Here is a 23,414-nt window from a genome sequence, read left to right as displayed (position 1 = left end):
ATCATCCTCAAATCTTTCCTAATTCATTGACTGCTTTTTGCAGCGTTTGATTGGTGGAACTCAACACTTTCTGGTTGGCTTCAAATTCACGAGAGGTCTGGATCATGGCGACCATCTCGTCAGATACTGAGATATTGGCTTGCTCCAAATAGCCTTGTTGGAGGTTTGGTTCAGCCACCAGCGTACCGGCTGCAGTACTCATCAGATAGTTCTGTCCATCACTGGTCAATGTCTCTTGATCAAAGGCCCTGATTTGAAAATCAGCAGTCCCCGCTGCATCAATAGCTTGTCCATTTGCTCCTATGACTGTATAGCCTTCTTGGGTCACCAATTGATTTTGTTGATTGACAGTAAAGTCGCCATTTCTAGTGTACAGTTGTTCTCCTGCTTGATTGCGGACCACAAAATACCCTGCTGATTGCAGCGCAAAATCCGTTTGATTGCCAGTTTCTTTCAAAGGTCCTTGGCTTTGATCGATGGCGGATCCTGACAATTGGTTGCCTAACGCTAAACCGCCAATATCTTGCCGGGTATCAGCCTCGCTGCCGCCTTGATAATTATGTAAACCGACTTCTGCCAATGTGGATTGAAAAAGTTGTTTGGCTTGGTAGCCGGTTGTGTTGACATTGGCGATGTTGCCGCTCGTTGTTTCCTGTCTTTTTTGTAAAATAGCCATATTGCGAGAAATAATATCTAGTCCACGGATCATGCAAGTTCCTCCTCGATCAATCCCCTTAATTTGGCAATCGTTTTCCCATGGATCTGTGAGACCCGCGGAACCGATACTTCCAATATTTCGGCGATTTCTTTTAATGTCAGCTCTTCTGTATAATACAGACTGAGAACTAGCTGTTCTCTTTCTCCTAACCGCTTGATGCAAGCGACCAATGCTGCCTTTTGTTCGGCTTTTACCAACGTATCTTCAACATGCTCCGCATCTTGATCACTGATCATGTCTTTTAAGGTTAGCCCTTCTTCTTGATACGCAAACAAAGTATCTTCCAAAGATACACTGGCTAAAAAGTGTAGACTCTCATAAATATCCGCCAGTTGGCTGCGATTGATGCCTAATTTTTTGCTGATTTCAGCATCCGTAGCTTCTCGTTTATACTGTTGTTCTAGTTCTTGCCGTGCTTGATAAAACTGATTGACCGCTGCCATTTTATAGCGAGAGATTTTGGCATGTTTGCGGACTTCATCAATGATTGCGCCTTTGATGCGGATCGCAGCATAACTTTCAAAGGGCACTTTTTTGCTGGCATCGAATTTATGCAGTGCATCCATCAAGCCAATCACACCAATATTGTAAAGATCACCTTGCTCGTAATCAGCGGTCTTGATCGACAGTCTTTGAACGACGCGCTCAACTAAGGGCAAGTATTTGATGATCTCTGCTTCACGATCTACTTCGTACACAGGCTACACTCCTTTCTTCGACTAGCGGTCTAAATTTCGATACTTCCGACGGTTTCAATTGCCACTTCGTTGGGAATTTCGTTCAACGATAAGACCGCCACATCAGGAAAATTGAAGGCAATCATTTTTTTGAAAGATAATCTGATCTTTGGCGAAGCCAAAATCACAAAACTGATATTTTGCGCAATAGCCGCATGTTGGATCGTATTGATCGAGTCCAAAATCTTAGTCACAGTGTCTGGTTTCAATACCGGATAGGAACCTGTCGCTGTTTTTTGAATGCTTTGGGCAATCGTTTCTTCCAGTTTTGGTTGAATGACTGCAACTTGAACGACTTGATCTTGGGCATATTTTGCCGCAATCGTTCGCTTCAACGCTTGCCGCACATATTCAGTCAAGATTTCAATATCTTTCGAAACCATCCCATAATCCGCCAAGGTTTCTAAAATGGTTGCTAGATCATTGATTGGGATCTGTTCTTCTAAGAGATTTTGCAACACTTTTTGCACTTCCCCTAAGCGCAAAATATCCGGGATCAACTCATCGATCACCACATTGTATTGCTCTTTGATCCCTTCCAGCAGCTTCTTGACTTCTTGTCTGCCCAATAGTTCTGGTGCGTGGGCATAAATAATTTCTTTCAAATGCGTCGCAATGACCGTTAATGGTTCAATAATCGTAAATCCTTGCAGATCCGCCATTTCCCGGTCATGCTCATCGATCCACATAGCATCCAAATGAAAGGCTGGCTCTTTGGTGGCGATTCCTTGGAAAGGAAAAGGCTCTTCGTTGGGGCTGATCACCATGATTTTGTTTGGATAAATATCACCGCGTCCGACTTCATTGCCCCGAATTTTGATGACATAGTCATTGGCATCTAGATATAAATTATCTCTGATCCGAACGGGGCTGACCAAAATACCCAACTCTCGGGCGCTTTGTTTGCGGATGGACACGATTCGATTCATCAGACTATTGTCGATGGAACTATCGACGATTGGAATCAACCCATAGCCAATCTCAATCGAAATCGGCTCCACTTGGAAGGAAGCGACAGAATCGTCCTCTTCTTGGGCTTCTTTTTTGCGCTCCAATGCCAGTTTTTGCGCCCATTGCTTTTGTTCGACCCGTTGTTTCTCTTCCTTTTGCGTCACAAAGAAACTTGCGGCAAACAACAAGACACCAACCAAGGCAAAATAGAAGAATGGGAACCCGGGCACTAGCGCTAAGACGAATAAGATTCCACCAACGATTCTAAACAGTTGCGGATTGCGCATGACGTCTGCTGCAATATCCAAACCGAAAGAACTGTCATTGTCAGAGCGGGTCACAATGACCCCTGAGGCAATCGAAATCAATAAGGAAGGAATCGAACTGACCAAACCATCGCCAATCGCCAATTTACCGAATTGAGCAAAAGCTTCCATAATCGTCAGCTGACCAGCCATTGAAAAGATGATCGCACCGCCAAGCAAATTAATCACTGTGATCAAAATACCTGCAATCGCATCCCCTTTGACAAACTTGCTGGCTCCATCCATTGAACCAAAAAAGTCTGCTTCTCTTTGCAGATCTTTCCGGCGTTTGCGGGCATCTGCTTCCGTGATCAATCCCGCATTCAAATCAGAATCGATGGCCATTTGTTTACCAGGCATCGCATCCAGTGTAAATCGAGCCGTAACTTCAGAAACTCGGCCAGCACCATTGGTCACTACCACCAATTGAACAACCATAATAATGACAAACAAAATGATCCCGACGATATAATTGCTGCCAGCTACTACATTGGCAAAGGCATCAATCACATGTCCGCCATTGCCTTGCGTCAATATCAAACGGGTAGAAGACAAATTCAACCCTAAGCGAAACATGGTTGTGATCAAGAGCAGGGTCGGAAATGTTGCGAACTCCAAGACTGAACGTGTGAATAATGTGATCAGCAAAATATTGATTGCGATCGTTATATTGATAATGATCAATAGATCCAGCAAGGCTGCTGGCAAAGGAATAATGATCAAGCCGATGATGCCCAGTACAATGACTGAAATCAAAATATCGGCGACCCCTAAGCCTTTTTTCGGTTTTTCGGCAACCTCGTTCATCTTACTTCCTCCTGTATGCTCTATATCTTCCCTTGTTGTTCTTCTTCTAATTGATAAACTAGCGCAATAATCTCAGCAATCGCTTCATACAATGCCACTGGAATCAAATCTCCTGGTGAGACTTGTTTATACAATGCGCGCGCCACAGTCCGATTTTCAATCTGAGGAATATTGGCTTTCCGCGCTTCTTCTTTCATCCGCTGTGCCAATTCATCTGTGCCTTTGGCCAATACCCGCGGAACTGCTTCATTTTCCGCATCGTAGCGAATAGCGATCGCAAAATGGGTCGGATTGGTGATCAGGACAGTCGCTTCCTTGACACTGGCGATACTATTTTGGGTCATTGAGCGGTACTTGGCTTTCCGTTGCGCTTTGACTTGCGGATCGCCTTCCATTTGTTTGAATTCTTCTTTGACTTCTTGTTTGGTCATCTTCAACCCTTTGCGATGACTGTACCTTTGATAGGCATAATCTGCTAAAGCCAATACAACTAAAAACAAGGAAATTTGGAAAAACAACGCTTTCGTGCGTAAAATCATAAAATAAATGGTTTTTTGAAGACCGATCTCACTTAGCCCCAATAAGACTGGGACCGCTGCAACGAATTGCCGCCAGCAAAGATAAACGACAATGCCAAATTTCGCCAATGTTTTTGCCAAATTCGCGAGGGAACGGGTACTAAATTGCTGTTTGATGCTATTCAATGGATTGAGTTTTTTGACATCTGGCTTCAAGGGCTTACCTGAAAACAGCAAACCAACTTGCGCATAATTGGTCACAAGTGCGATACCATACCCCACTAGAAAGACGGGTGCGCATAAAAGCAGCAATAGCAAGATACTCTGAATCCCAATTTTAGACAACTCAGTGAAGCTGTTTTGATAATTCGCTAATTGCGAGAAACTCCGGGAAAAGTAGGGTAAGAAAGTTTCGGCAAAAAATTGCCACAATGACAGCAGCAAAAAAGAAAAAACCAACAAGGACACCGCCGCCGTCAACTCCTGGGTTTTCGGTACCTCACCTCTTTTGCGGGCATCCCGCAATCGTTTGGCACTGGGTAGCTCTGTTTTCCCATCCTTGTCTGCCATTTCCTCACCTCAGTTTCATTGAATCCTACATCAATCCACCCTTATTCGAAAGAATGGATAAACTCCTGTACGTAACCCACCGCATCCGGCAATTGCTTGCCCATAAAAGATATGACATTCGGCAACAGCATCAAGAAAATCACAAAGCTGATGGCTGTCTTCATCGATAAACTCATCAACAAAACGTTGATTTGGGGAATCGATCGAGAAATGACACCTAAGACCAAATCAACCAAAAGCAATGCAACAATCATCGGTGCTGCTAAATTTAAAGCCATCACCATCATCTGACCAAATAATTTTACGACCCCCTCCACAGTTGTTCCTTCAATCACGATCGTCCCTAAAGGAACGACTTGAAAGGACAACAACAAGGCTGAAAGTAATCGATGGTGCAGATTTAAGGCAAAGAAGACAGCGATCGTCAACCAGTAATAGGTTTTGCCATATTGAGAGGAACTCATCTGCATCGTAGGATCATATGCTTGTGCCATTGAAAAACCGACTTGAAAGTCGATCAATTGTCCCGCGATCTCAACCCCTGTAAAGACGAGTTGGCTCAAATACCCCATCGCCATCCCGAACAAGACTTCTTTCAGCACAACAATAGCAAAAAGCAAGGACGACAGTTCAGTAATTGCGGCTGTACTTGGCAAGCAAAGGATCGTGAGTGCTGTACCAATCACGATTTTTGCCAATGACGGGAAATTTTGCTGCGAAAAAATCGGACAAAGGACTACAAAAGCCATGATCCGACAAAAGATCAAGATCATTGCTTGGATCGTTGCCATATGTTCTGCCTCCTCTATAACGCAGCAATCATTTTAAAAATCATTTCGGTAAATTTCAACAGTCCATTCAGCATAAAGCTGCCCGCCAAAATCAATGTGATGAAAATCGCCACCAGCTTCGGGACAAAACTCAATGTCTGCTCTTGGATCTGAGTGGTTGCTTGGAAGATACTAATGACCAGACCCACGATCATCCCCACCAGCAAAGCTGGACCCGAAATCGCTAAAATGCGGATAAAGGCTTCCCGTAAGACATCAAGTACCATTTCTACTGTCATGTTGCGCCGCTCCTTTTTACTGAACTATTGAAAACTCTTGATCAGTGATTCTACGATCAAATACCAGCCATCCACCAACACAAACAGCAAAATTTTGAAAGGCAATGAAATCATGATCGGCGACAACATCATCATCCCCATCGACATCAAGATGCTGGATACCACCAGATCGATGATCAGAAAGGGAATAAAAATCAGAAAACCAATACTAAATGCCGTACGCAATTCACTAATAATAAACGCCGGTACCATTACCGTCAGCGGGACATCATCAGATGACGCATACTTTTCTTCCCGACCGTCAGCTTCTGCAAAAAGCGCAATATCTTTCTCCCGGGTCTGGATCATCATAAAGGTTTTGATCCGTTTTTCCGAACGATCAAAAACCTCTGCTTGACTGATTTCCTGCCGATCATACGGCTCGATCGCCTGCTGATAAATATCTGTGTAAACAGGCTTCATAATGAAAAAGGTCAGAAACAGTGCTAGCCCGATCAAGACTTGATTTGGCGGGTTTTGTTGCGTACCTAAAGAACTCCGAACGAAGGAAAGCACCATAATGATCCGGGTAAACGAGGTCATCATGATCAATAAAACCGGCACCAAGGACAACAATGTCAGCAACACAAAGGTATTGATGGTATCATTTGAGCCGGTACCATTCGACAGTAAATTATTCAGTGTCGTACTGACTTCACTGGTATCTAGAGCATAGGCCTCTCGCGGAAACATCAAACCTAGACACACCAGACCACTAACTCCTTTGATGTCACGCCCTTTGATACTCATTTCTGTTTGCCCCATTTCTTTTCCAGTTGACTTTTGGCTTTGCCAACCCATTCTGAGAAGTCAAGGGCTGCTTGCGGTGTTGCTGGATCTGACAGCTGTGCCAATAATTGTGCAGCTTCTTCCGTCGTCAATTCTTTCAGAATTTGATTTTGCTGTTCAGAAAAACTCATCACATAGCAGCGATCCAAGATTTGCACGATACCAATAGAAGACGATTTGCTAACGGCCACTTTTTGCAAAATACGCAATTGGGTATTTTGCTGACTGGTATAACGATTCAAATATTTCAGACTGAGATTGATCAAATACAAAATCAGGATCAAAAACCCAATCAGTTTGACCAGTGAAAAAAATGTGTCCATCAACATGCCTCTTCCTATTGGATCACTAAATCGGTCACATATACTTCTTTGGCGATCGAAGATCCATACTCTTTATTGATTGCTTCTTTTAACGCTTTTTTTAAATTCGGTACACTATCTGCTGCACTTAAAATATCGCTTGCTTTTTGTTGTCGCAATAAATTCACCACACTGTCGCGAATCACCGCAACATTCTTGGTGGCTTCTGCGCTTTGATCTTCGTCCGCAACGAGAATCGACAAATTGACCTTCATATATTGCTGTTCTTGGCCATTTTCTTTTACCAGATTGACCAGAAACTCATCTAACGCCACGATCGCTTCTTCAGAAGAAATTTTGCTGCTTTCTTTTTCAGTTTCTGCAGATGCTGTTTTTTCACCTGTCAGAAAATGATTGGTCAAGATCGTTCCGCCGATACTGCCACCCACGGCGATCAATAATAATACCGGGATCAAGATCACCAGATTCAATCCTTTTTTCTCTTTGTTCTTTTGTGCTTCTTTTGCCATCTATCCCACCCTTTGCTGATTTAATGCCGATGAAGCCCTTGATGATAGTCGATCACTTTCTGGGCAACTTCTTCAGCAGATTCAGTGACGACCAACGTTTTGCCATCGGTCAATGTGATCAAGGTATCTGGCATTTCCTCAATCCGGTAAATCAATACCGGATTCAAATAAAATGCCCGCCCATTCAATGCCGTTACTAAGATCATCTGCATGCGCCTCTTTCTAAAAAAATCGCTTTTATCGTTTCAAGTTCAATAATTCTTGCAGCATTTCATCCGAGGTCGTAATACTTCTAGAGTTTGCTTGATACGCTCGACTGGCAATGATCATCTCAGTAAATTCAGTCGATAGATCCACGTTTGACATCTCTAACGATCCTGATTGCAAGGTGCCCGCACCATTGTTGCCTGCACCGGCAACGATCGCGGTACCTGAATTGCTGGTTTCGATATAGTTATTGCCGCCAACTTTTTCTAACCCTTCAGGATTGTTGAAGGTAGCTAAAGCAACTTTTCCCATGACAAAGGTTTGGTTGCCATATTTGGCAGTCACCAATCCATTGGCATCGACAGCCATAGAATTGTAACTCAATGTTTCATCATTCACCTTCAATGTGCTAGGAATCTTTAGTGGAGAAACATCCCCTTCAGCACTCAGGGTTGTATTTTCATTGTATTTGTCATCATAGACCACTGGTTCTGTGCCATTTACACTACGGCCCAACACTTGCATGCCATCGCTATTGGTCAAAGTGCCATCGCTGTCACGTACAAACGCGCCGTCACGGGTATAATATGTTTCACCATTGGCACCGGGTCCTTGAACCATGAAATAGCCTTGTCCGCTGATATAGAAATCCATGCTGCGGCCAGTTGATTGCGGTGCACCGACCGTATTAATGGTATCGATCGAGCCGGTTTGTACCCCTAAACCTATCTGCGTCGCATTGATACCGCCTAACCCATTTCCTGGCGCCGTTGCATTGCTGGTCGTTTGGCTCATCATATCTTGGAACAGTACCCGACTCGATTTAAAGCCAACTGTATTGACATTGGCAATATTATTGGACACCACATCCATTTTTGTTTGTAAGTTTTTCATTCCACTAACGCCCGAGTATAATGATCGTAACATTTTATTTTTCCTCCTTTTGTTTGGTGTATTTTCATCAGTCAGTCAGAAAATACAACAGCCTCTTTTCAGTCCAGCTGTTATTTGATAAATGTCGCACTGTCGATATTGGTCACTGTGTGCAATTCATTCATGCCCATCGCTGTGATAATCGTGCGAGAGTGCACGTCTGCGATCAGACCCATATCTTTATAAACCAATAATGATTCTTTGCTTCCTTTTTCTTCCAATTCAGTCAAAGCCGTAGCAATCGACTGATAGTCATCTTCTTGCAGTGATAATTCCCGGTCTGTCAAACGCTTCTGTGCATGATTCGATACATTGATCGCAGTTTGCTTTTGTTGGATTAGCGCTGCGAAATGTTGCTGGTTTTTTGTTGATCCGGTTTGTTTTGACTCTGCTTGAATGTGACTTGTGGTCTGAATCGCAGCCAAATCTGGGGACGTACTCATTGTGTTTCCCCACCAATCTCTTGAATCGCACTCATGCTGTATTCATTGCCTGCGACAACGATCGTGGCATACCCATTGGAAAAGCGCACTTTATCGATCGTTCCGGTGATCGTTTGTGTGCCATCATTAAGGGTCACTTCTTTATTGATCAACCCAAATGCTTGCTGTTGTTGTTGCAGCATCACTGAAGTCGTCAAAGTTTCACTCAATTCATTGAGTTGTTCTAGGGTTGTGAACTGAACAAGTTGTGAAATATAATCGGTACCGCTACTGCTGGATGAATCCCCACCACTGATTGACGGGTTACTCATAGAAGCAGCCAAAATCTTCAAAAAATCGTCCATCGAGATATCCGATGATTTGGTGGTCGTCAATGCTGTTGTATCCGCAATTCCTGCTGCTGCACTAGTGATTTCATTTGCCATAGTTTGCTCCTTGCTTACGCCAAAATACTGACTGCATGCATTGTTTGTTCTAGCGGTGTTTCTTCTTCTGCAATCATATACTGGTCCATTTTTTTTGTTGCTTGCTGTTGCTGCATAAATCGTTGTTGACTGTCACTGCTGTTGCCATTTGAAGCAAATGACAATTGTGGTTGCGATGAAAGATCAATCACAGGTGCGGCTTCTTTTACCACAAAACTTTCTTGTCCTTGTTTCAGCAACACTTGTGTCAATTCATGTTTGATCGACAACATGACTTCTTTGGCTTGCGATTGTTCAAATGCAAATTCTAAACGGCTGCCTTCTGCATGCTGCGCAAAGGTTAATTTCATGGTACCCAGTTTCTCGGGCATCAATTGCAGCGTGATCTTTTGCTCTTGCGGTGAAGATTGATTGGCGCGTTGCTGCATGAGTTTTTCGAAAGGTGCAACGACGGCTGTCGGTTGTATACGATCTATCGTCGGTCCTGAACCGTCTGCTTTGGCTTGATCCATACTTGGAATCATCAGTTGATTACCGAGAGGTAACAGCGTTTCTGCATTGGAATCGGGTGCTGCTTCTGGTACAGACAATGATTTCATTGCATCTTTTGCCGGTGCTGAAGGTTCATTTACCTGCGTTGATTCACCAAATGCTGTGACAGAAGATGCATCTTGTTGCAGTCTAGATCCTGATGAAGTATTGGTGTTGTCCTCAGGTACACTATCCTCTGCTGTCTGATTCGTGCGTGGCAACGTACCAACAGCAAAATCACTACTTAAAGCACCAATGTCCTTAACGTGAGTAGCTGTGTCGAATGACCCATCAGGTATCTGAGACTCCGCCATTTGGGTAGGATCTGTTTGTTGTATTGGCATCTGCTGACTATTCGTTGATAAAACGGATTGTTCCGCTATTGGCTGCCGCAGTCCAGCGGGCACTGGCTGGCTCAAAAGGTCCCTTGCAACTATTGGTTGTATCAGTAAATCACTACGTGCTGTGCCTTGATTGACAACAGATTGATCGGTCGTGTTGTCCACCGGCACATTGTCCATTCCCCCATCAATCTGCGATGCAAACAACGCGGTCAAAATAGGGACTGGCGTATCCTGTATCTTTAGCTTGTCCTCACGCTCTCTTGATTGAAGCGTATGGTCTTTTTGCTGATCAGCAGACTCGTCTGGCACAGCGGCTACTTCTTCTTCAGTTACTGAGGTAATAGTTGATATGCTACTATCAGGTATCGCTTCAAAGGACGTTTTGTCTTCCTTCAGCAAAGGCGCACTATCGCTTGTTGCTTCTGTTGGTACATTAGCGCAGGTAACGTTCGATAGATTTGCTGCTTCACTCATCAGCGATGAACTACTTGCTTGCATACTTATCCGTATCGCTTCTTCTTCCTCCAACAAGGGCGCATTGTCGCTTGCCGCTTGTGTTGGTACAGCCGCTATCGTTCCCTTTTCTTTTGTCTGACCAGCAAGCTGTATAAGCATTTGCTGGAATACATCAGCACCGACACTAGGGGCTTCAGCCATAGGGCTCGATAGACTTGCCGTTGTATAGGTTTTTCCGATCTCGTTCATTTTCCACCCCCTTTCAATGGTTTCTTTGATCCATTATGAAAATAATGGACGATTCGCAAACTCATCGAGTTGTTTTTGTTCCTCTTGCTGACGTGTGTAGCTATATTCAGCAAACTTTTTTTCTCGTAATTTTTCTACGACTTTACGCGCTTGCTGTGCTTCAATTACTTGGTCCAAAGATGCCGCCAACTCTTGCTTCACGTGAAACAATTTGGTTTCAGCTTCGTCTATCGCATTGCTTAACGCCATGACATAACGCTGTTGGACTTGCATGCGGCCAATCGTGTGTTCGCTGATTTCCAGCAACTGGGCTTTTTCTTGCTGGAGTGCCGTGCAGGCCGTTTCTTGCGCATGGACGGTTTGTTGTAATTGACCATATGCCCGCATCGCTTCTTCTTCGCTCATTTTGCGATGGTCTAACACTTTTTCTAATGAAAAATGAAATGCTTGCATAGATGATTCTCCTTTGATTACCTCAGTGATCGTTGACGCTCGATCAACGCTTCCTCACTAAACAAGTGTAGCAACGCTGAGACCGTATCTGGATAAGCGACACGCTCAGCTACTTTCTGTTGTAGAAAATGCATGATGGGATGATGCAAAGTGATGGCTTGATCCGTTAATGCGTTGCTCCCTGACTGATATGCGCCTATATCGATCAAGTCTTTGGCATCGGCATAAACGGACATATTTTCTTTCAGTTCACCTGCACGGGCATAGTGTTCCTCGGTGACCAACGATTTCATCAATCGACTCAAACTGTTTTGGACATCGATCGCTGGATAATGGTTTTGGCTTGCGATTTTGCGGGATAACAAAATATGGCCATCCAAAATCCCCCGCACCGCATCTGCAATAGGCTCATTCATATCATCCCCTTCGACCAAAACAGTATAGAATGCAGTGATCGATCCTTTATCAGACATCCCGCTGCGTTCAAGCAATTTCGGCAGAGCAGTAAAGACTGACGGGGTGTACCCTCTGGTAGTTGGCGGTTCTCCAGTGGACAAACCGATCTCCCGCTGTGCCATCGCAAACCGCGTGACTGAATCCATCATCAACACAACTTTCTTGCCTTGATCCCGATAGTACTCAGCGATTGCTGTTGCCACATGGGCCCCTTTCAGCCGAACAAGTGGTGGCATGTCAGATGTGGCACAAACCACCACTGACTTTTGATATCCCTCGGAGCCTAAGTCATTTTCGATAAACTCTTTGACTTCCCGTCCCCGCTCACCAATCAATCCAATCACGATCACATCTGCATCGCAGTATCTTGCCAACATACCTAGCAAAGTGCTTTTCCCCACACCACTTCCTGCAAAAATACCGATGCGTTGTCCCTGACCAACCGTGAGCAACCCATCGATCGCTCTGACACCAGTCGGCATAATATCCTTGATGCGCCGCCGTTGAAAAGGATCTGGGGAGTCTTGACTGACCGGATATTCTTTGGCATTGTCCAAATCTAATGGCATGTCCAATGGCCTACCTAAGCCATCAAGCGTGTGTCCTAACAGATTGTCATTGATTTTGACGGTCAATGACTTGCCTGTTGGCCGAACCAAGCATCCTGGACCAATACCTTCAAGTTGATCTAATGGCATCAATAAAACTGTTTTTTTGACAAACCCTACCACTTCAGCTAATGCCGATTTGGTGCTATGGGGAATTTCCACCACACAAATCTCGCCGATAAACACAGACAATCCTTCTACCTTGATCAATAAGCCGACGACTTCACTCACTTTGCCAAAGACAGAAAAAAAAGCGTGGCTCTGGGCTATTTTTTCTGTGGATTGGACTGGAAGCTCAATCATTGTACGTTCCTTCTCTTTCCATGACTTTTTGGCGGAACCGTGAAATTTCTTTATCCAATTCGAATACAGCTAATGCATGGTCGGATTCGATATGGAAATCAAACGGGGCCATTTGCGCATCTGGCAGTAAAACATAGCGAAAATGGGCAATGGTTTCTTTTTTGTTGTCTAGCAATTCTCTTAATGCCTCCACATGTGTTGTGCCGCAACGGACAGTGATAAAGATATCCGGCTGCTCAAATTGCCTTAACACCGACTCAGCAAAACCCAGATAGGCTTCCTGGTTTTCTGTAAAACGCTGTTCAATCAGGGCTTCAGCAATACTGACTCCATATTGCACCATATCTTGCTGTTTCTCCTGACGAAACAAATTGACTTCTGCCGTTGCTGCTTTGACCGCCACTTCTGCTTGACTCAATAAAGCAGCAGCATCAACTTGAGCAGCTGCGAGCCCTTCTTGATAGCCTTGCTGGTAGCCCGCTTCTTGCCCGGCAGAATAGCCGGCTTGCTGTGCTTCTTCTCTGATTTGTGTTGCCTGCGCTTTGGCATCATTGATGAGTTGCTCTTTTAATGCTTCCATCTGCTCTAAATGCCGCATTTGTTCTAATTCCCGCGTACGACGCAAGACCTCAGTTTGATGGTCCGTCATGTCCGGATATTTGACAGCTGGGGTTGTATCCGTCATGATACTGCGCGCCGAACCCGCTTCTTTGACGCTTTGTTGCTTTAGCAAGGGACTATTTGACCACTGCATCTTGATCGCCCCTTCCGATGTAGATCTCACCGGTTTCATCTAAACGACGAATGACGGCGACCACACTTTGCTGCGCTTCTTCCACTGCAGATAAGCGTGTAGGCCCCATAAACTGAATCTCTTCTTGCAAGTTTTCCACGGCACGAGAGGACAGATTTGAGAAAATGAATTGCTTGATATCTTCCGTCGTTCCTTTCAACGCCAAGACCAAGACATCATTTTGGACATCCCGCAAGACTTTCTGGACGTCCAAACGATCTAAGGTCACGATATCTTCAAAGGTGAACAGACTTGATTTCACCTCATTCGATAACTCTGGTTGGCGTTTTTCTAAATCACTTAAGATATTTTTTTCTGTACTACGGCTCACTGAGTTCAGTATTTCGACTAAGGTGTGGACGCCGCCAACATTTTCCGTATCATTCTCAATATAATTTGAAAATTTATTCTCGATCACTTTCTCGATTCGCTCGATCACCAAGGGCGACGTACTAGAGATCGTACCGATACGTTCAGCAATCTCCACTTGCAGATGACCAGGAAATTGCGAGAGGACACTGGCTGCTTTATCTGGTTGCATATAACATAAAATCAAAGCCACAGTTTGCGGATGCTCACCAATCAATAGGTTCGTCAATTGTTGGACATCTGCTTTACGGGCAATATTGAAGGGCCGTTCTCTCAATTGGATTTGCGTCAATACATCGATGACTTCTTTGGCTTTTTGTGGACCTAAGGCTTGATTCAGCAAATTTTTGGCATAATCGATCCCACCATCTAACACATATTTCCGCGCTGTCGTTGTATGAGAAAACTCCTCCAGCACTTGATCTCGCTCTTCTGGACGAACAAAATCTATATTGGCAATCTCATAACTGACCTTTTGAATGAAAGTTTCAGGTAAAAGTTTCATGATTTTCGCCGACGTGTCTGATCCTAATGAAATCAAAAGGATCGCGGCTTTCTTTACACCATCCATTGTATCCATGATCTTCCCCCTTTATTTCTCTTTCATCCATGCTTTGATCAGTTCAGCAGCGACTTCAGGATTGCTTTCCGCATAATGTTTGGCAGATTGATCAAGTGTAGGGTGTTCTGAAAAGTCTTCTGACCCTTTCTCATCTGCTGGTTGTGGGGTATCTTTTCCTGCTGGCTGCTTCGCTTCATTGACGCCTAATCCACCAAATACGACCTCTTGCGCTGGCGTGCGCGGATAATTGCTGTTAGCAGCTGAAGGCTGACTGAATGCTGCATCATCCGTGACATCCACATCGAATGAATCCTCTCCCCGTCTTCTGCGCAAAAGCCCTGCAATCAAGACGATGACCAACAGCAACGTTAAGGCAATCCCGCCATATATCGCGTATTTGATATAATTTTTAGCCGCTGATAACTGTTCTGTCACTGCTGGTTCGTCTGTTGCTGCCACTTCTGTTTGGGCAAAATCGAAACCTTGGATCGCAATTTGATCGCCCCGCGCAGCGTCGTAACCGACCGCACTAGCAATCAATTGTTGTAGTTCTTCTTGATCCGCTTGCGATAGATCCGCATTGACGACGACCGAACTCGTCATTCGTTCGATCATCCCTGGCGCGCTGATCGTCGTGGTTGTTTCAGTATCTAATTCATTTTCAACTGAACGACTATACGAATTACTTCCCTCAGCATCATCCCCCGTGACATTCGACACATTGTCATCGACGGTGCCAGTTTGGGCTTCTTCAACAGCGCCTGCAGAACCAGACGCTTGCACTGTTTCACTTTTGATTTCCGGATCATCATAGGTCACTTTTGTTCGTTCGATTGAATCAAAATTCAGATCCAAATTGATTGATATTTGGAATTTATCTGCCCCATAGATAGGTGCCAGCAATTTGGCGACCTTCTCTTCTAAGGTCTTTTCGTATGTATCTTTGATTTGGATATATTTGCTGTTCAGCCCACTTAGCTGTCCAGTTTCATCTTCTGTCGTTGTCAAGGTATTCCCTGCGCTATCAACGACTTTCACATTTTCAGGCTTTAAATTTTCAACAGCGCCTGCGGTCAATGTGACGATGCCTTGAACGGACTCCGCTGAGATTTGTTGGCTTTTTAAAGTTAAAACGATCGACGCGGTGGGGGTACTTTCTTCAGAAGCAAAGACACTTTCTTCCGGCATCACCAAGATCACTTTTGCTGTTTGGACTGCGTCGATGGTTTCGATTGCGCGTTGCAACTCACCGGTCAATGCGCGTTGATACATGATCTTTCGATCTTCATCCGTTGTCATGATACTGGTATCATCAAACAACTCAAAACCTGTACTGGTATTTGGCAGTTTATTGTCAACAGCCAAGTTGATACGATAAGTATCGATTTGTGTTTGATCGATCATGATCGTCGTTCCATTATCTGTTAATTTGTAGGCAATTTGCTGTTCATCTAAATCTTTGGTGATCGTTCCAGCATCCGCGTCGCTTAAATCACTGAACAATACCCCGTATTCGATCCGTGTATTTAAATAATATGTAGTCGCAGCGATACCGAGAATACTGATAACAGTAAGGACTACGATTAATTTCTTTAAGGTACTTTGTGTTTGCCAACGGTCCTTGATCTGCTCTGCCCAGTCGTTCACTTTTTCCATCATTTATCCTTATTCCCTCACCAACTGCTAAAACTGCATATTTTTGACATCATTGTACGCTTCCAAACATTTATTTCTGACTTGGACCGCCGTCTGCAAAGCCAACTGTGCTTCCGTCATCCGAATCATGACATTGCCTAAATCACTTTCATCCCCTGTGATCAGATTGACCGTATCTTGATCCATCGTTGCTGTTTTTTGATTCAATTGATCAACCGCATCGGTCAAATAGTTGCTGAAACTGTTGCCGCTTGCCACCGAATTTGTTTCTTGATCAGTTGTACTGCTGGTACCCAATGTGCGCAAAGCACTTTGATAATCAGTTAATCCTTGTGTCGTCAAAAGTCCATCCATCTATGTCTACCCCTTTGAGATTTCTAATGCTTTTTTGAGAATCGTTTTATTCATTTCAGATGCTGAAACATTGGCTTCATACGTGCGCACCGTTTGGATCATTTGCACCATTTCATCTGCCATATCGACATTGGATTGTGCGACATAACCATTTTCATCTGCCGCTTCATTTGTCGGATCGTAAGCGAGTTTGACAGAGTCATCCGTATCGATTCCAGTGACTTTGACACCTGCACTTTCACTGGATAAACCATTTTGGCTATTTTTCAAATTTTCAGAAAACTGAACGCTCTTTTTTTGATACGCTTCTGTATCCGTCGTCTGGTTTGTATTCACATTTGCGATATTTGCAGATATCGTATCTAATTTCAGTCTTTCCAATGCCAACCCACTGGCATTGATCGTTAACCCATTAAAGATCCCCACTCGTCATTCCTCCATCAGTTGCTTAAGACCATGTTCATCATTTGCAAACGGCCATTGACTTGTGCAGTCAAGGCACTGTAATATAACCCATTAGCAGCTTGGTCCAGCATTTCGACTTCCAAATCTACATTGTTGCCGTTGTCTTTGATACTGGTACTTGCATTTTCTGTGATTTGCGGTTTTACTTGAGAAGCTGCTGTCGATCCATTCGTCTCGAGGGCTTGCTTCAGTTCACTTTCAAACACAATTCGTTTGGCTTTGTAGCCATCTGTATTGACATTTGCGATATTCGAAGAGATCAATTCTGCTCTTTGTGAAGAAACATTAAGGGCAGTTTTTAGTAATTCATATGTATCCATCAGCGCAAGAACTCCTTTTTACTTCCTGTACCAATACAGTTTTTCATTTGATAGAACAGAAACTCATGATTTTCATTATTTTTTTGCTAATTATTAAAAAAACAAGAAGACGTGATGTCATTATAGTAGAATTAAATTTATTTTACAATTTGATTTTTTAATGTTTACGGTGATGACATTTGCATTACAAGTTTGCTCTGTTATTTGTTAAACGCTGTTTCATAGGGATTTGAGGAGAAGTTATTAAAATTACCAAATAAATATAAAGCGGTTTATAGATTGGATGAGGATGATTATTTACCAAGGATTCATTAATAAAAAAACATCCTTTATCCAAAATAACCATTATTATTGTTTTATTTGATGATAATCCCATTAGTATCTAAGGAGGAAGCCATTTTTAAAAAAACGTTATCACAAGCTAGAACACTTTAGGAAAACAAACTACACCATTTTCAAATTTTATGTAATTCACAAGAATAAACAACAAAATATTATTAAAATAAAAATATAATTTAGTTATTTTTCACAAAAAATTTTTTTTACACTTAACATCGGTCATTTCCTGCCGATAGAAATAAATAGGTAAAAAATCGTGTGGAATGACGCTAGGAGGATACAAAGGATGGATTTTTTCTTACTGATCGGTATTGTTTTAGGACTAGTATCAGTTATTGTTGGAATGATCGTTAAAGGCGCCAATGTGGCGGTGTTGATCAATCCAGCCGCCGCGATCATTATTTTTGTCGGCGTAGCTGCAGCAGTCGTAAACTCATTTCCTAGCAGTGATATCAAGCGGATTCCCAAAATTTTTGGGGTACTCTTGCGCAATAAAGAATATGACTTAAAAACCACGATCACTGATATCGTGGATTTAGCAAATAAAGCCCGTCGCGACGGGCTGCTCTCTCTTGAAGGTGCTATTCAAAACTTAGAAGATCCGTTTTTGAAAAAAGGATTAGAGATGGTTGTAGATGGCATTGCCGCTGAGCAGATTCAAGAAATCATGGAAAATGAGATTTACGGTATCGAAGATCGACACCGTATTGGCGCCTCGATCTTTAAAACGGCCGGCACAAGTTCTCCCACGCTTGGGGTATTAGGTGCCGTGATCGGGTTGATTGGGGCTTTAGGAAATTTAGAAGATGTTGAGGCCCTCGGTCATATGATATCAGCCGCTTTTGTGGCAACCTTGTACGGGATTTTCTTCGGCTACGTCCTTTTTATTCCCTTCAGCGCGCGATTGACCTTGAAATCTGAACAAGAAGTGCAGGTCATGTCAATCATCGTAGAGGGTGTATTGGCCATCCAGGCTGGGCAGTCGCCAAAAAGTATCGAGAAAAAATTGTACAGTTTGATCGAACCAAATAAGCGGGCAGAATCTTAGGGAGTGCACATGCTATGAAACGAAAAAAGAAACATGAAGAGCACGTAGACGAGGCTTGGCTCTTGCCATACTCAGATATGTTGACCCTTTTACTGGCCTTATTCATCGTGATGTTTGCCATGGCAAAAGTGGATGATGAAAAGTTTCAAGAAATCAAAAGCGAGTTTGGCACCATTCTTTCTAGCCATCATAGTTCGTCTTCAGTGATTGGTTCAGTCATCGATATGGGTACGACAACCAATAAAAAAGCGACAACTTCAGCCGAAGCACAAGCGCAAGAAGCCGCTACCCAGGCCCAACTGGAAAATCAGCAACTCCAGACCATCAGTACGCAATTGACCCAAGAATTGGCAGATTCCGGCTTAAAAGACCAAACCGAAGTCAAATTGGAATCAGATGGTTTGCATATCACCCTTGCCAGCAGCATTCTTTTCGCTTCAGGCAGTGCCGATATGACAGCAACTACGAAACAATCATTGGATCTCTTGGCTACTTCTTTGAAAAAATTAAAAGAAAATAAAATCATTATTGCAGGTCATACCGACAATGTTCCCGAAAAAGGGACTGGCCGTTATCAGTCCAATTGGGAGCTAAGTTCTGCCCGTGCGATCACGGTGATGAATTACTTTATATCCAAGGGCGTGATTCTTGAAAAGAATGCAGCGATCCAAGCTTTCGCCGATACCGAGCCTAAAGCAGACAATCAAACTGCGCAAGGCCGTTCTGAAAATCGGCGTGTAGAAATGATCATCCAACGAACGAACACAGAAAATGAATAAGTACTTTTTTCACATTCATCCTTTAGCCATGTGCACCTGCAGCTTGGCTAGAGGTTTTTTTAACGACAAAAGAGCCATTGCTGCGGGATAGATGCCGCGGCAATGACTCTTTTTGGTTTAGTTGGATCAATCTAGTACATCAAACTTGTTCGTTAATTCTTTCAGAGATTCGGCAATATCTCTTAGATCAGCTACATGATTTGTAAACTCATCCATCGTGGCCATCACTTCTTCAGCATTGGCTGAAACTTCTTGTGTACCCGCCGCGTTTTCTTCTGTTGAAGCAGAAATATTTTCCAAATTCTCTAGCACGCTGTTTTGGATCGTCTCGATCCGAACACTCGCTTCTTCGATATGATGGATCCCGTCGATCATAAAACTGCTGCGTTGAAAGACTTCTTTTGATGAAGAGATTGCTTCTTTGATCAGGTTGGTCTGACGTTCGCCGCCTTTTAGAGATGCGGTCGTTTGTTTGACCATTTGGCTTGATTGATCTCGGATCTGTTCAATAATTGCTTCGATTTCTTTTGTGGAAGCTTTACTTTGCTCAGCTAACTTACGAATCTCTGCCGCAACCACTGCAAATCCTTTGCCAGATTCCCCTGCACTAGCCGCTTCAATGGAGGCATTCAATGCGAGTAAATTGGTTTGATAGGCGATATCATTGATCACACCAATGATCGAATTGATATTTTGAATATTATCATTCATGCCATTCATATTGTGCATCAATTGTTCCATATGTGCCAATTCTTGACGCCAGCTGTCATCGACCTGATCCATGATGGTCAAGTTTTCTTGATTGATTTTGGTTGATTCTTGAGACTTACTGCTCATTCCACCGACATTTTCTCGCAATTCCTTCACGACATGAGAAAGATTTTGCATTTGCGAAACACTGTACTCGGTTTCTTGCGCTTGAGCGCCCGTCACTTCAGCAATACCCGTGATCGTCTGTGACACTTCTTCAGTGGCAATATTGGTTTGCTTGGATAGATCCAATAGCGAATCCGACATATTGGCCACACTGCTGCTTTCCTTTTGGACTTTTTGGATCAGCGAACCTGTACCCTCGATCATATAATTGTAATTGTCTGCCATTTGCTGGATCTCATTGCCTTCTTGATCTGGGTAGACCATCTGTCTTGCCAATACATGGAAGGATATTTTTTCATCCTGTACTTTTTTCTTGCGGTGCATTTTTTCTAATTGTCCGTCGCCCACTTTTTTGAAATAGTGATTAAAGTGGTCGATGATCGCCCCAACGATTTTTGTTGCTGCATAGGCCACCAGCACAACGAATACCAGCATAATGATGGTAACAATGATCGTTGACCATACAAGCGAACCTAGTTCTTTTTCTAAATCATTGGCTTGGACTTCTGAATACGCCCATACATTTGAATCGGATGATTTATCATAAAGAATATCATTGACTTTGTTCGAATCTGATAATTGGATCATACCGGTTGGACTCGTTGCGGCTTTGATTTTTTTGAACACTTCTTCGTCTTTGATATTTTTGCCGATTTGCTTGGTATTTTTCGAGATGACGACAACACCAGTTTCTGAGACCAGAGACACATTTCCTGTTCGTCCAACAGTAAAGGCAGATAAAATATTTTGGATGCCTTCGTAAGAAACATCTACGCTTAATACGCCTACTTGGTTGCGGGAATTCTTGACCATGATCGATGCCGATGTAACGAACTGATTGGACACTGTATCTAAGTATGGTGCTGTCCAGTACACTTTCCCTTCAGCTTTGATCGCTCCTTTATACCACGGACGAATCGTGGGATTGTAATCGTCTGGCAGCGGGTTGAAAGAAATATATTCCGCATCTTCAGTCCCGAAAGTCGTAGTCAAAAAGCTGTTTGTCCCGGCAATCGCAGAGGCTAAATCTGTACGAATCCTTCCCATGCTGAACTCATTTTTCAAAGCAGGCAATTCAACAAGGGATTTCAATTTATCCTCTGTAGACTTCCGCAGATTTTTCTCCTCTGCCAAAATAAGATTCACTGCACTTTCTTTGTTCAAATCATTTCTTTCAATCAATAAGTTCTTAGTAGTCAAATAGGAACTTGTCAGCATAACAATGATTGGGATCACTGCCACCAATACTAATGTGAGCATGACATAGAGTCCTATACTCTTCTTTCTTTTTTTCACGTCCGTGCCACTCCTTTATGTCTAAATTTCATTTATCAACAGAGTATCTTGTTCTGCAGACACTGCCTAATACTCCTAATCGGTTGTTCTATGTAAAAATTAAGTCCTCAGTTCTTGATCTTGGACAGAAAAAAACACTTAGAACGCTAGGTCCTAAGTGTTTGAAAGAAATGATTTACAAACCTTTGATGATTTCTTTTTCTTCATCTGTCAAAGAAAAATCAAAGATGGCTAAGTTTGCGGCTTGATGTTCGGCTGAATGAGATTTAGGAATCACCACCACACCTCGTTCGATTTGGTAGCGCAAGACCACTTGGCTCCATGATTTTTGATATTTTTCCCCAATCACAGTGAGTTGTTCTTTGGCTGAATCAGAGATCCTCGAAAGTGGTCCCCAAGCTTCAGGCACGACTTGATTTGATAGAGAATAGCCAATGATGCCATCACTCCATTTCCCTGGATGAGATTCTATTTGATTGACAGCAGGTTTGATCCGACTATGTTCTAGTAAGTAGCCTAGTTCTTTTTCTTGGAAATTAGATACACCGATAGATTTGAGGATCCCGCGGTCAACATAGGCCTCCAAAACAGCCCAGACTGCAGCGATTTCTTCTAAATTGTCCCACGGATGATGGATCAAATACAAATCGATGGTTTCCGTTTGCAAGGCAGACAAACTCGCTTCCACACCGGATTTAACTGCGGCTGCATCTTTCGTATATTCTGGTGTGCCGGGAATTTTAGATGTAATGAAAAACGCGCTTCGGTCGATTCCGCTTTCTTTGATAGCTTTCCCCACGACTGCTTCATTTCGATAAGCGATGGCCGTATCGAAATGTCGATACCCTGCAGCGATCGCTGCTGCTAATTCGGTGGTATCATTGTTGATCGTTCCTTGATAGTCTTTATTCTCTTTACCAAAAGTATTCGTACCGCTGCCGATCACAGGAATCTGGATACCCGTATTTAGTTCGATTGTTTCCATGATACTTCCCCCTTATCGTTGATGATTTAAGTCTATCAAAAAAATGGCCAAATGATAACCGAGAACACTTTTTGCAACAACAGCCGTCTCTTAATCATGGTCGCATATGTTTTCTGTAGTTGCATTTTTATGCAAAACTTACTATACTAAATAGTATATCACATTAGAGAATGGGAGTGACACATTGGAATTAACATCAAGACAATTGAAAATGATCGAGATTGTCAAACAACATCAACCCATAAGTGGAGAAGCCATCGCCAAGCACTTTGGGTTGAGTCGCGCCACCCTGCGAAATGATTTATCCATCTTGACCATGACTGGTTTATTGGACGCTCGACCGAAAGTCGGCTATTTCTATACCGGCCAAACAGTCGAACCCTTACTATTTGAAAAACTATACCACGTCAAAGTTTCAGAGATCATGATTCCTCCATTGATGATTCTCCAAACTGTATCTGTATATGAAGCAGTCACTACTTTATTTATGTACGATGTTGGCTCGCTGTACGTCAAAAATGAAGCCGAGGAATTGATTGGTGTTCTTTCACGAAAGGATTTGCTGCGCTTTTCGATCAGTGCTCAAGCACCAGAAAAAACGCCTGTCGCTATGATCATGACTAGAATGCCCAACATTGTCACCATCACGCCCGAAGAAACGATTTTGACAGCAGGCACGCTACTGAGCAGACACGAGGTCGATACACTGCCAGTCATCGATCCAGCAGCACCAAAAACAGTCATTGGGAAAATCACCAAAACAAAAATCATGCACTTCTTTATTCAAGCTGGACTTGAAAGTGAAAATCAATCATTTTAAAAAAGGGGT

Annotated in this window: 27 protein-coding genes; 3 read left to right on the top strand and 24 right to left on the bottom strand. The window is 43.2% G+C overall.

Features of this window, described 5'->3' with window-relative positions:
- Nucleotides 1–7: 7 nt before the first annotated feature.
- From ACYVRS_RS14070 to flgB, 22 genes are all read right to left on the bottom strand, one after another.
- Entirely contained in the window at nt 8–709 is a 702-nt protein-coding gene (locus ACYVRS_RS14070) for a flagellar hook-basal body protein (protein ID WP_461203587.1), read from the bottom strand.
- Nucleotides 706–1,416 (bottom strand): sigma-70 family RNA polymerase sigma factor, encoded by a 711-nt coding sequence (locus tag ACYVRS_RS14065; RefSeq protein ID WP_312542390.1) that lies wholly within the window; start codon nt 1,414–1,416, stop codon nt 706–708. The genes ACYVRS_RS14070 and ACYVRS_RS14065 overlap by 4 nt, the downstream gene beginning before the upstream one ends.
- A gap of 29 nt (nt 1,417–1,445) precedes the next feature.
- Nucleotides 1,446–3,518: a flagellar biosynthesis protein FlhA gene (gene flhA / locus ACYVRS_RS14060; RefSeq protein WP_312542387.1), complete on the bottom strand. Its 2,073-nt coding sequence runs from the start codon at nt 3,516–3,518 to the stop codon at nt 1,446–1,448.
- A 20-nt stretch (nt 3,519–3,538) separates the two neighbouring features.
- Nucleotides 3,539–4,606: an EscU/YscU/HrcU family type III secretion system export apparatus switch protein gene (locus ACYVRS_RS14055; protein WP_461203586.1), complete on the bottom strand. Its 1,068-nt coding sequence runs from the start codon at nt 4,604–4,606 to the stop codon at nt 3,539–3,541.
- A gap of 41 nt (nt 4,607–4,647) precedes the next feature.
- Entirely contained in the window at nt 4,648–5,397 is a 750-nt protein-coding gene (fliR, locus tag ACYVRS_RS14050; RefSeq protein WP_461203585.1) for a flagellar biosynthetic protein FliR, read from the bottom strand.
- Between the two features lie 14 nt (nt 5,398–5,411).
- The gene (fliQ, locus tag ACYVRS_RS14045; protein WP_461203584.1) at nt 5,412–5,675 is read right to left on the bottom strand and encodes a flagellar biosynthesis protein FliQ; all 264 of its coding nucleotides are present in this window, start codon (nt 5,673–5,675) and stop codon (nt 5,412–5,414) included.
- A gap of 24 nt (nt 5,676–5,699) precedes the next feature.
- The gene (gene fliP, locus ACYVRS_RS14040) at nt 5,700–6,464 is read right to left on the bottom strand and encodes a flagellar type III secretion system pore protein FliP (protein ID WP_312542384.1); all 765 of its coding nucleotides are present in this window, start codon (nt 6,462–6,464) and stop codon (nt 5,700–5,702) included.
- Nucleotides 6,461–6,826 (bottom strand): flagellar biosynthetic protein FliO, encoded by a 366-nt coding sequence (locus ACYVRS_RS14035; protein ID WP_461203583.1) that lies wholly within the window; start codon nt 6,824–6,826, stop codon nt 6,461–6,463. The genes fliP and ACYVRS_RS14035 overlap by 4 nt, the downstream gene beginning before the upstream one ends.
- Before the next feature lie 14 nt (nt 6,827–6,840).
- A complete protein-coding gene (locus ACYVRS_RS14030) occupies nt 6,841–7,335 on the bottom strand; it encodes a flagellar basal body-associated FliL family protein (protein WP_461198966.1) in 495 nt (164 codons plus the stop codon).
- Nucleotides 7,336–7,355: 20 nt separating this feature from the next.
- Entirely contained in the window at nt 7,356–7,541 is a 186-nt protein-coding gene (locus ACYVRS_RS14025; protein ID WP_054116985.1) for a flagellar FlbD family protein, read from the bottom strand.
- Nucleotides 7,542–7,572: 31 nt separating this feature from the next.
- Complete coding sequence (locus ACYVRS_RS14020; protein ID WP_312542379.1) at nt 7,573–8,469, bottom strand: flagellar hook-basal body complex protein; 897 nt, start codon at nt 8,467–8,469, stop codon at nt 7,573–7,575.
- A 77-nt stretch (nt 8,470–8,546) separates the two neighbouring features.
- Nucleotides 8,547–8,918 carry a flagellar protein gene (locus ACYVRS_RS14015; RefSeq protein ID WP_312542377.1) on the bottom strand — a complete coding sequence of 124 codons (372 nt, stop codon included), beginning with the start codon at nt 8,916–8,918 and terminating at the stop codon, nt 8,547–8,549.
- Nucleotides 8,915–9,343 (bottom strand): flagellar hook capping FlgD N-terminal domain-containing protein, encoded by a 429-nt coding sequence (locus tag ACYVRS_RS14010; RefSeq protein ID WP_054116983.1) that lies wholly within the window; start codon nt 9,341–9,343, stop codon nt 8,915–8,917. The genes ACYVRS_RS14015 and ACYVRS_RS14010 overlap by 4 nt, the downstream gene beginning before the upstream one ends.
- A gap of 14 nt (nt 9,344–9,357) precedes the next feature.
- A complete protein-coding gene (locus tag ACYVRS_RS14005; protein ID WP_461203582.1) occupies nt 9,358–10,923 on the bottom strand; it encodes a hypothetical protein in 1,566 nt (521 codons plus the stop codon).
- 33 nt (nt 10,924–10,956) lie between these two features.
- On the bottom strand, nt 10,957–11,376 hold the full coding sequence (gene fliJ / locus ACYVRS_RS14000; RefSeq protein ID WP_313510368.1) for a flagellar export protein FliJ: 420 nt from the start codon (nt 11,374–11,376) through the stop codon (nt 10,957–10,959).
- A gap of 17 nt (nt 11,377–11,393) precedes the next feature.
- Entirely contained in the window at nt 11,394–12,743 is a 1,350-nt protein-coding gene (fliI, locus tag ACYVRS_RS13995; RefSeq protein WP_461203581.1) for a flagellar protein export ATPase FliI, read from the bottom strand.
- A complete protein-coding gene (locus tag ACYVRS_RS13990) occupies nt 12,736–13,497 on the bottom strand; it encodes a FliH/SctL family protein (RefSeq protein WP_461203580.1) in 762 nt (253 codons plus the stop codon). Before ACYVRS_RS13990 ends, fliI begins: the two co-directional genes overlap by 8 nt.
- Nucleotides 13,481–14,485 (bottom strand): flagellar motor switch protein FliG, encoded by a 1,005-nt coding sequence (gene fliG, locus ACYVRS_RS13985; protein WP_054116978.1) that lies wholly within the window; start codon nt 14,483–14,485, stop codon nt 13,481–13,483. The genes ACYVRS_RS13990 and fliG overlap by 17 nt, the downstream gene beginning before the upstream one ends.
- A gap of 12 nt (nt 14,486–14,497) precedes the next feature.
- On the bottom strand, nt 14,498–16,123 hold the full coding sequence (gene fliF / locus ACYVRS_RS13980) for a flagellar basal-body MS-ring/collar protein FliF (protein ID WP_461203579.1): 1,626 nt from the start codon (nt 16,121–16,123) through the stop codon (nt 14,498–14,500).
- A 27-nt stretch (nt 16,124–16,150) separates the two neighbouring features.
- Nucleotides 16,151–16,477, bottom strand: a complete 327-nt coding sequence (fliE, locus tag ACYVRS_RS13975; protein ID WP_312542369.1) for a flagellar hook-basal body complex protein FliE — start codon at nt 16,475–16,477, stop codon at nt 16,151–16,153.
- Nucleotides 16,478–16,483: 6 nt separating this feature from the next.
- Nucleotides 16,484–16,903, bottom strand: coding sequence for a flagellar basal body rod protein FlgC (gene flgC / locus ACYVRS_RS13970; RefSeq protein WP_312542367.1), 420 nt, complete (start codon nt 16,901–16,903; stop codon nt 16,484–16,486).
- 14 nt (nt 16,904–16,917) lie between these two features.
- Nucleotides 16,918–17,262, bottom strand: a complete 345-nt coding sequence (gene flgB / locus ACYVRS_RS13965) for a flagellar basal body rod protein FlgB (RefSeq protein WP_312542366.1) — start codon at nt 17,260–17,262, stop codon at nt 16,918–16,920.
- 625 nt (nt 17,263–17,887) lie between these two features.
- Between flgB and motA the strand changes: the two genes are divergently transcribed.
- Nucleotides 17,888–18,649, top strand: coding sequence for a flagellar motor stator protein MotA (gene motA / locus ACYVRS_RS13960; protein WP_054116973.1), 762 nt, complete (start codon nt 17,888–17,890; stop codon nt 18,647–18,649).
- 14 nt (nt 18,650–18,663) lie between these two features.
- Entirely contained in the window at nt 18,664–19,428 is a 765-nt protein-coding gene (locus tag ACYVRS_RS13955; protein WP_313510377.1) for an OmpA/MotB family protein, read from the top strand.
- 126 nt (nt 19,429–19,554) lie between these two features.
- On the opposite strand, the gene ACYVRS_RS13950 is transcribed toward ACYVRS_RS13955, so the two are convergent.
- Both ACYVRS_RS13950 and ACYVRS_RS13945 read right to left on the bottom strand, forming a co-directional pair.
- The gene (locus ACYVRS_RS13950) at nt 19,555–21,600 is read right to left on the bottom strand and encodes a methyl-accepting chemotaxis protein (RefSeq protein ID WP_461203578.1); all 2,046 of its coding nucleotides are present in this window, start codon (nt 21,598–21,600) and stop codon (nt 19,555–19,557) included.
- A gap of 175 nt (nt 21,601–21,775) precedes the next feature.
- Entirely contained in the window at nt 21,776–22,585 is an 810-nt protein-coding gene (locus tag ACYVRS_RS13945) for an aldo/keto reductase family protein (RefSeq protein WP_313510382.1), read from the bottom strand.
- Nucleotides 22,586–22,769: 184 nt separating this feature from the next.
- Between ACYVRS_RS13945 and ACYVRS_RS13940 the strand changes: the two genes are divergently transcribed.
- Nucleotides 22,770–23,405, top strand: a complete 636-nt coding sequence (locus tag ACYVRS_RS13940; RefSeq protein ID WP_312498638.1) for a helix-turn-helix transcriptional regulator — start codon at nt 22,770–22,772, stop codon at nt 23,403–23,405.
- Nucleotides 23,406–23,414 lie beyond the last annotated feature (9 nt).

It is taken from the genome of Enterococcus salsurae, assembly GCF_054784955.1.
This window is presented reverse-complemented; position numbering and strand designations above follow the sequence as displayed.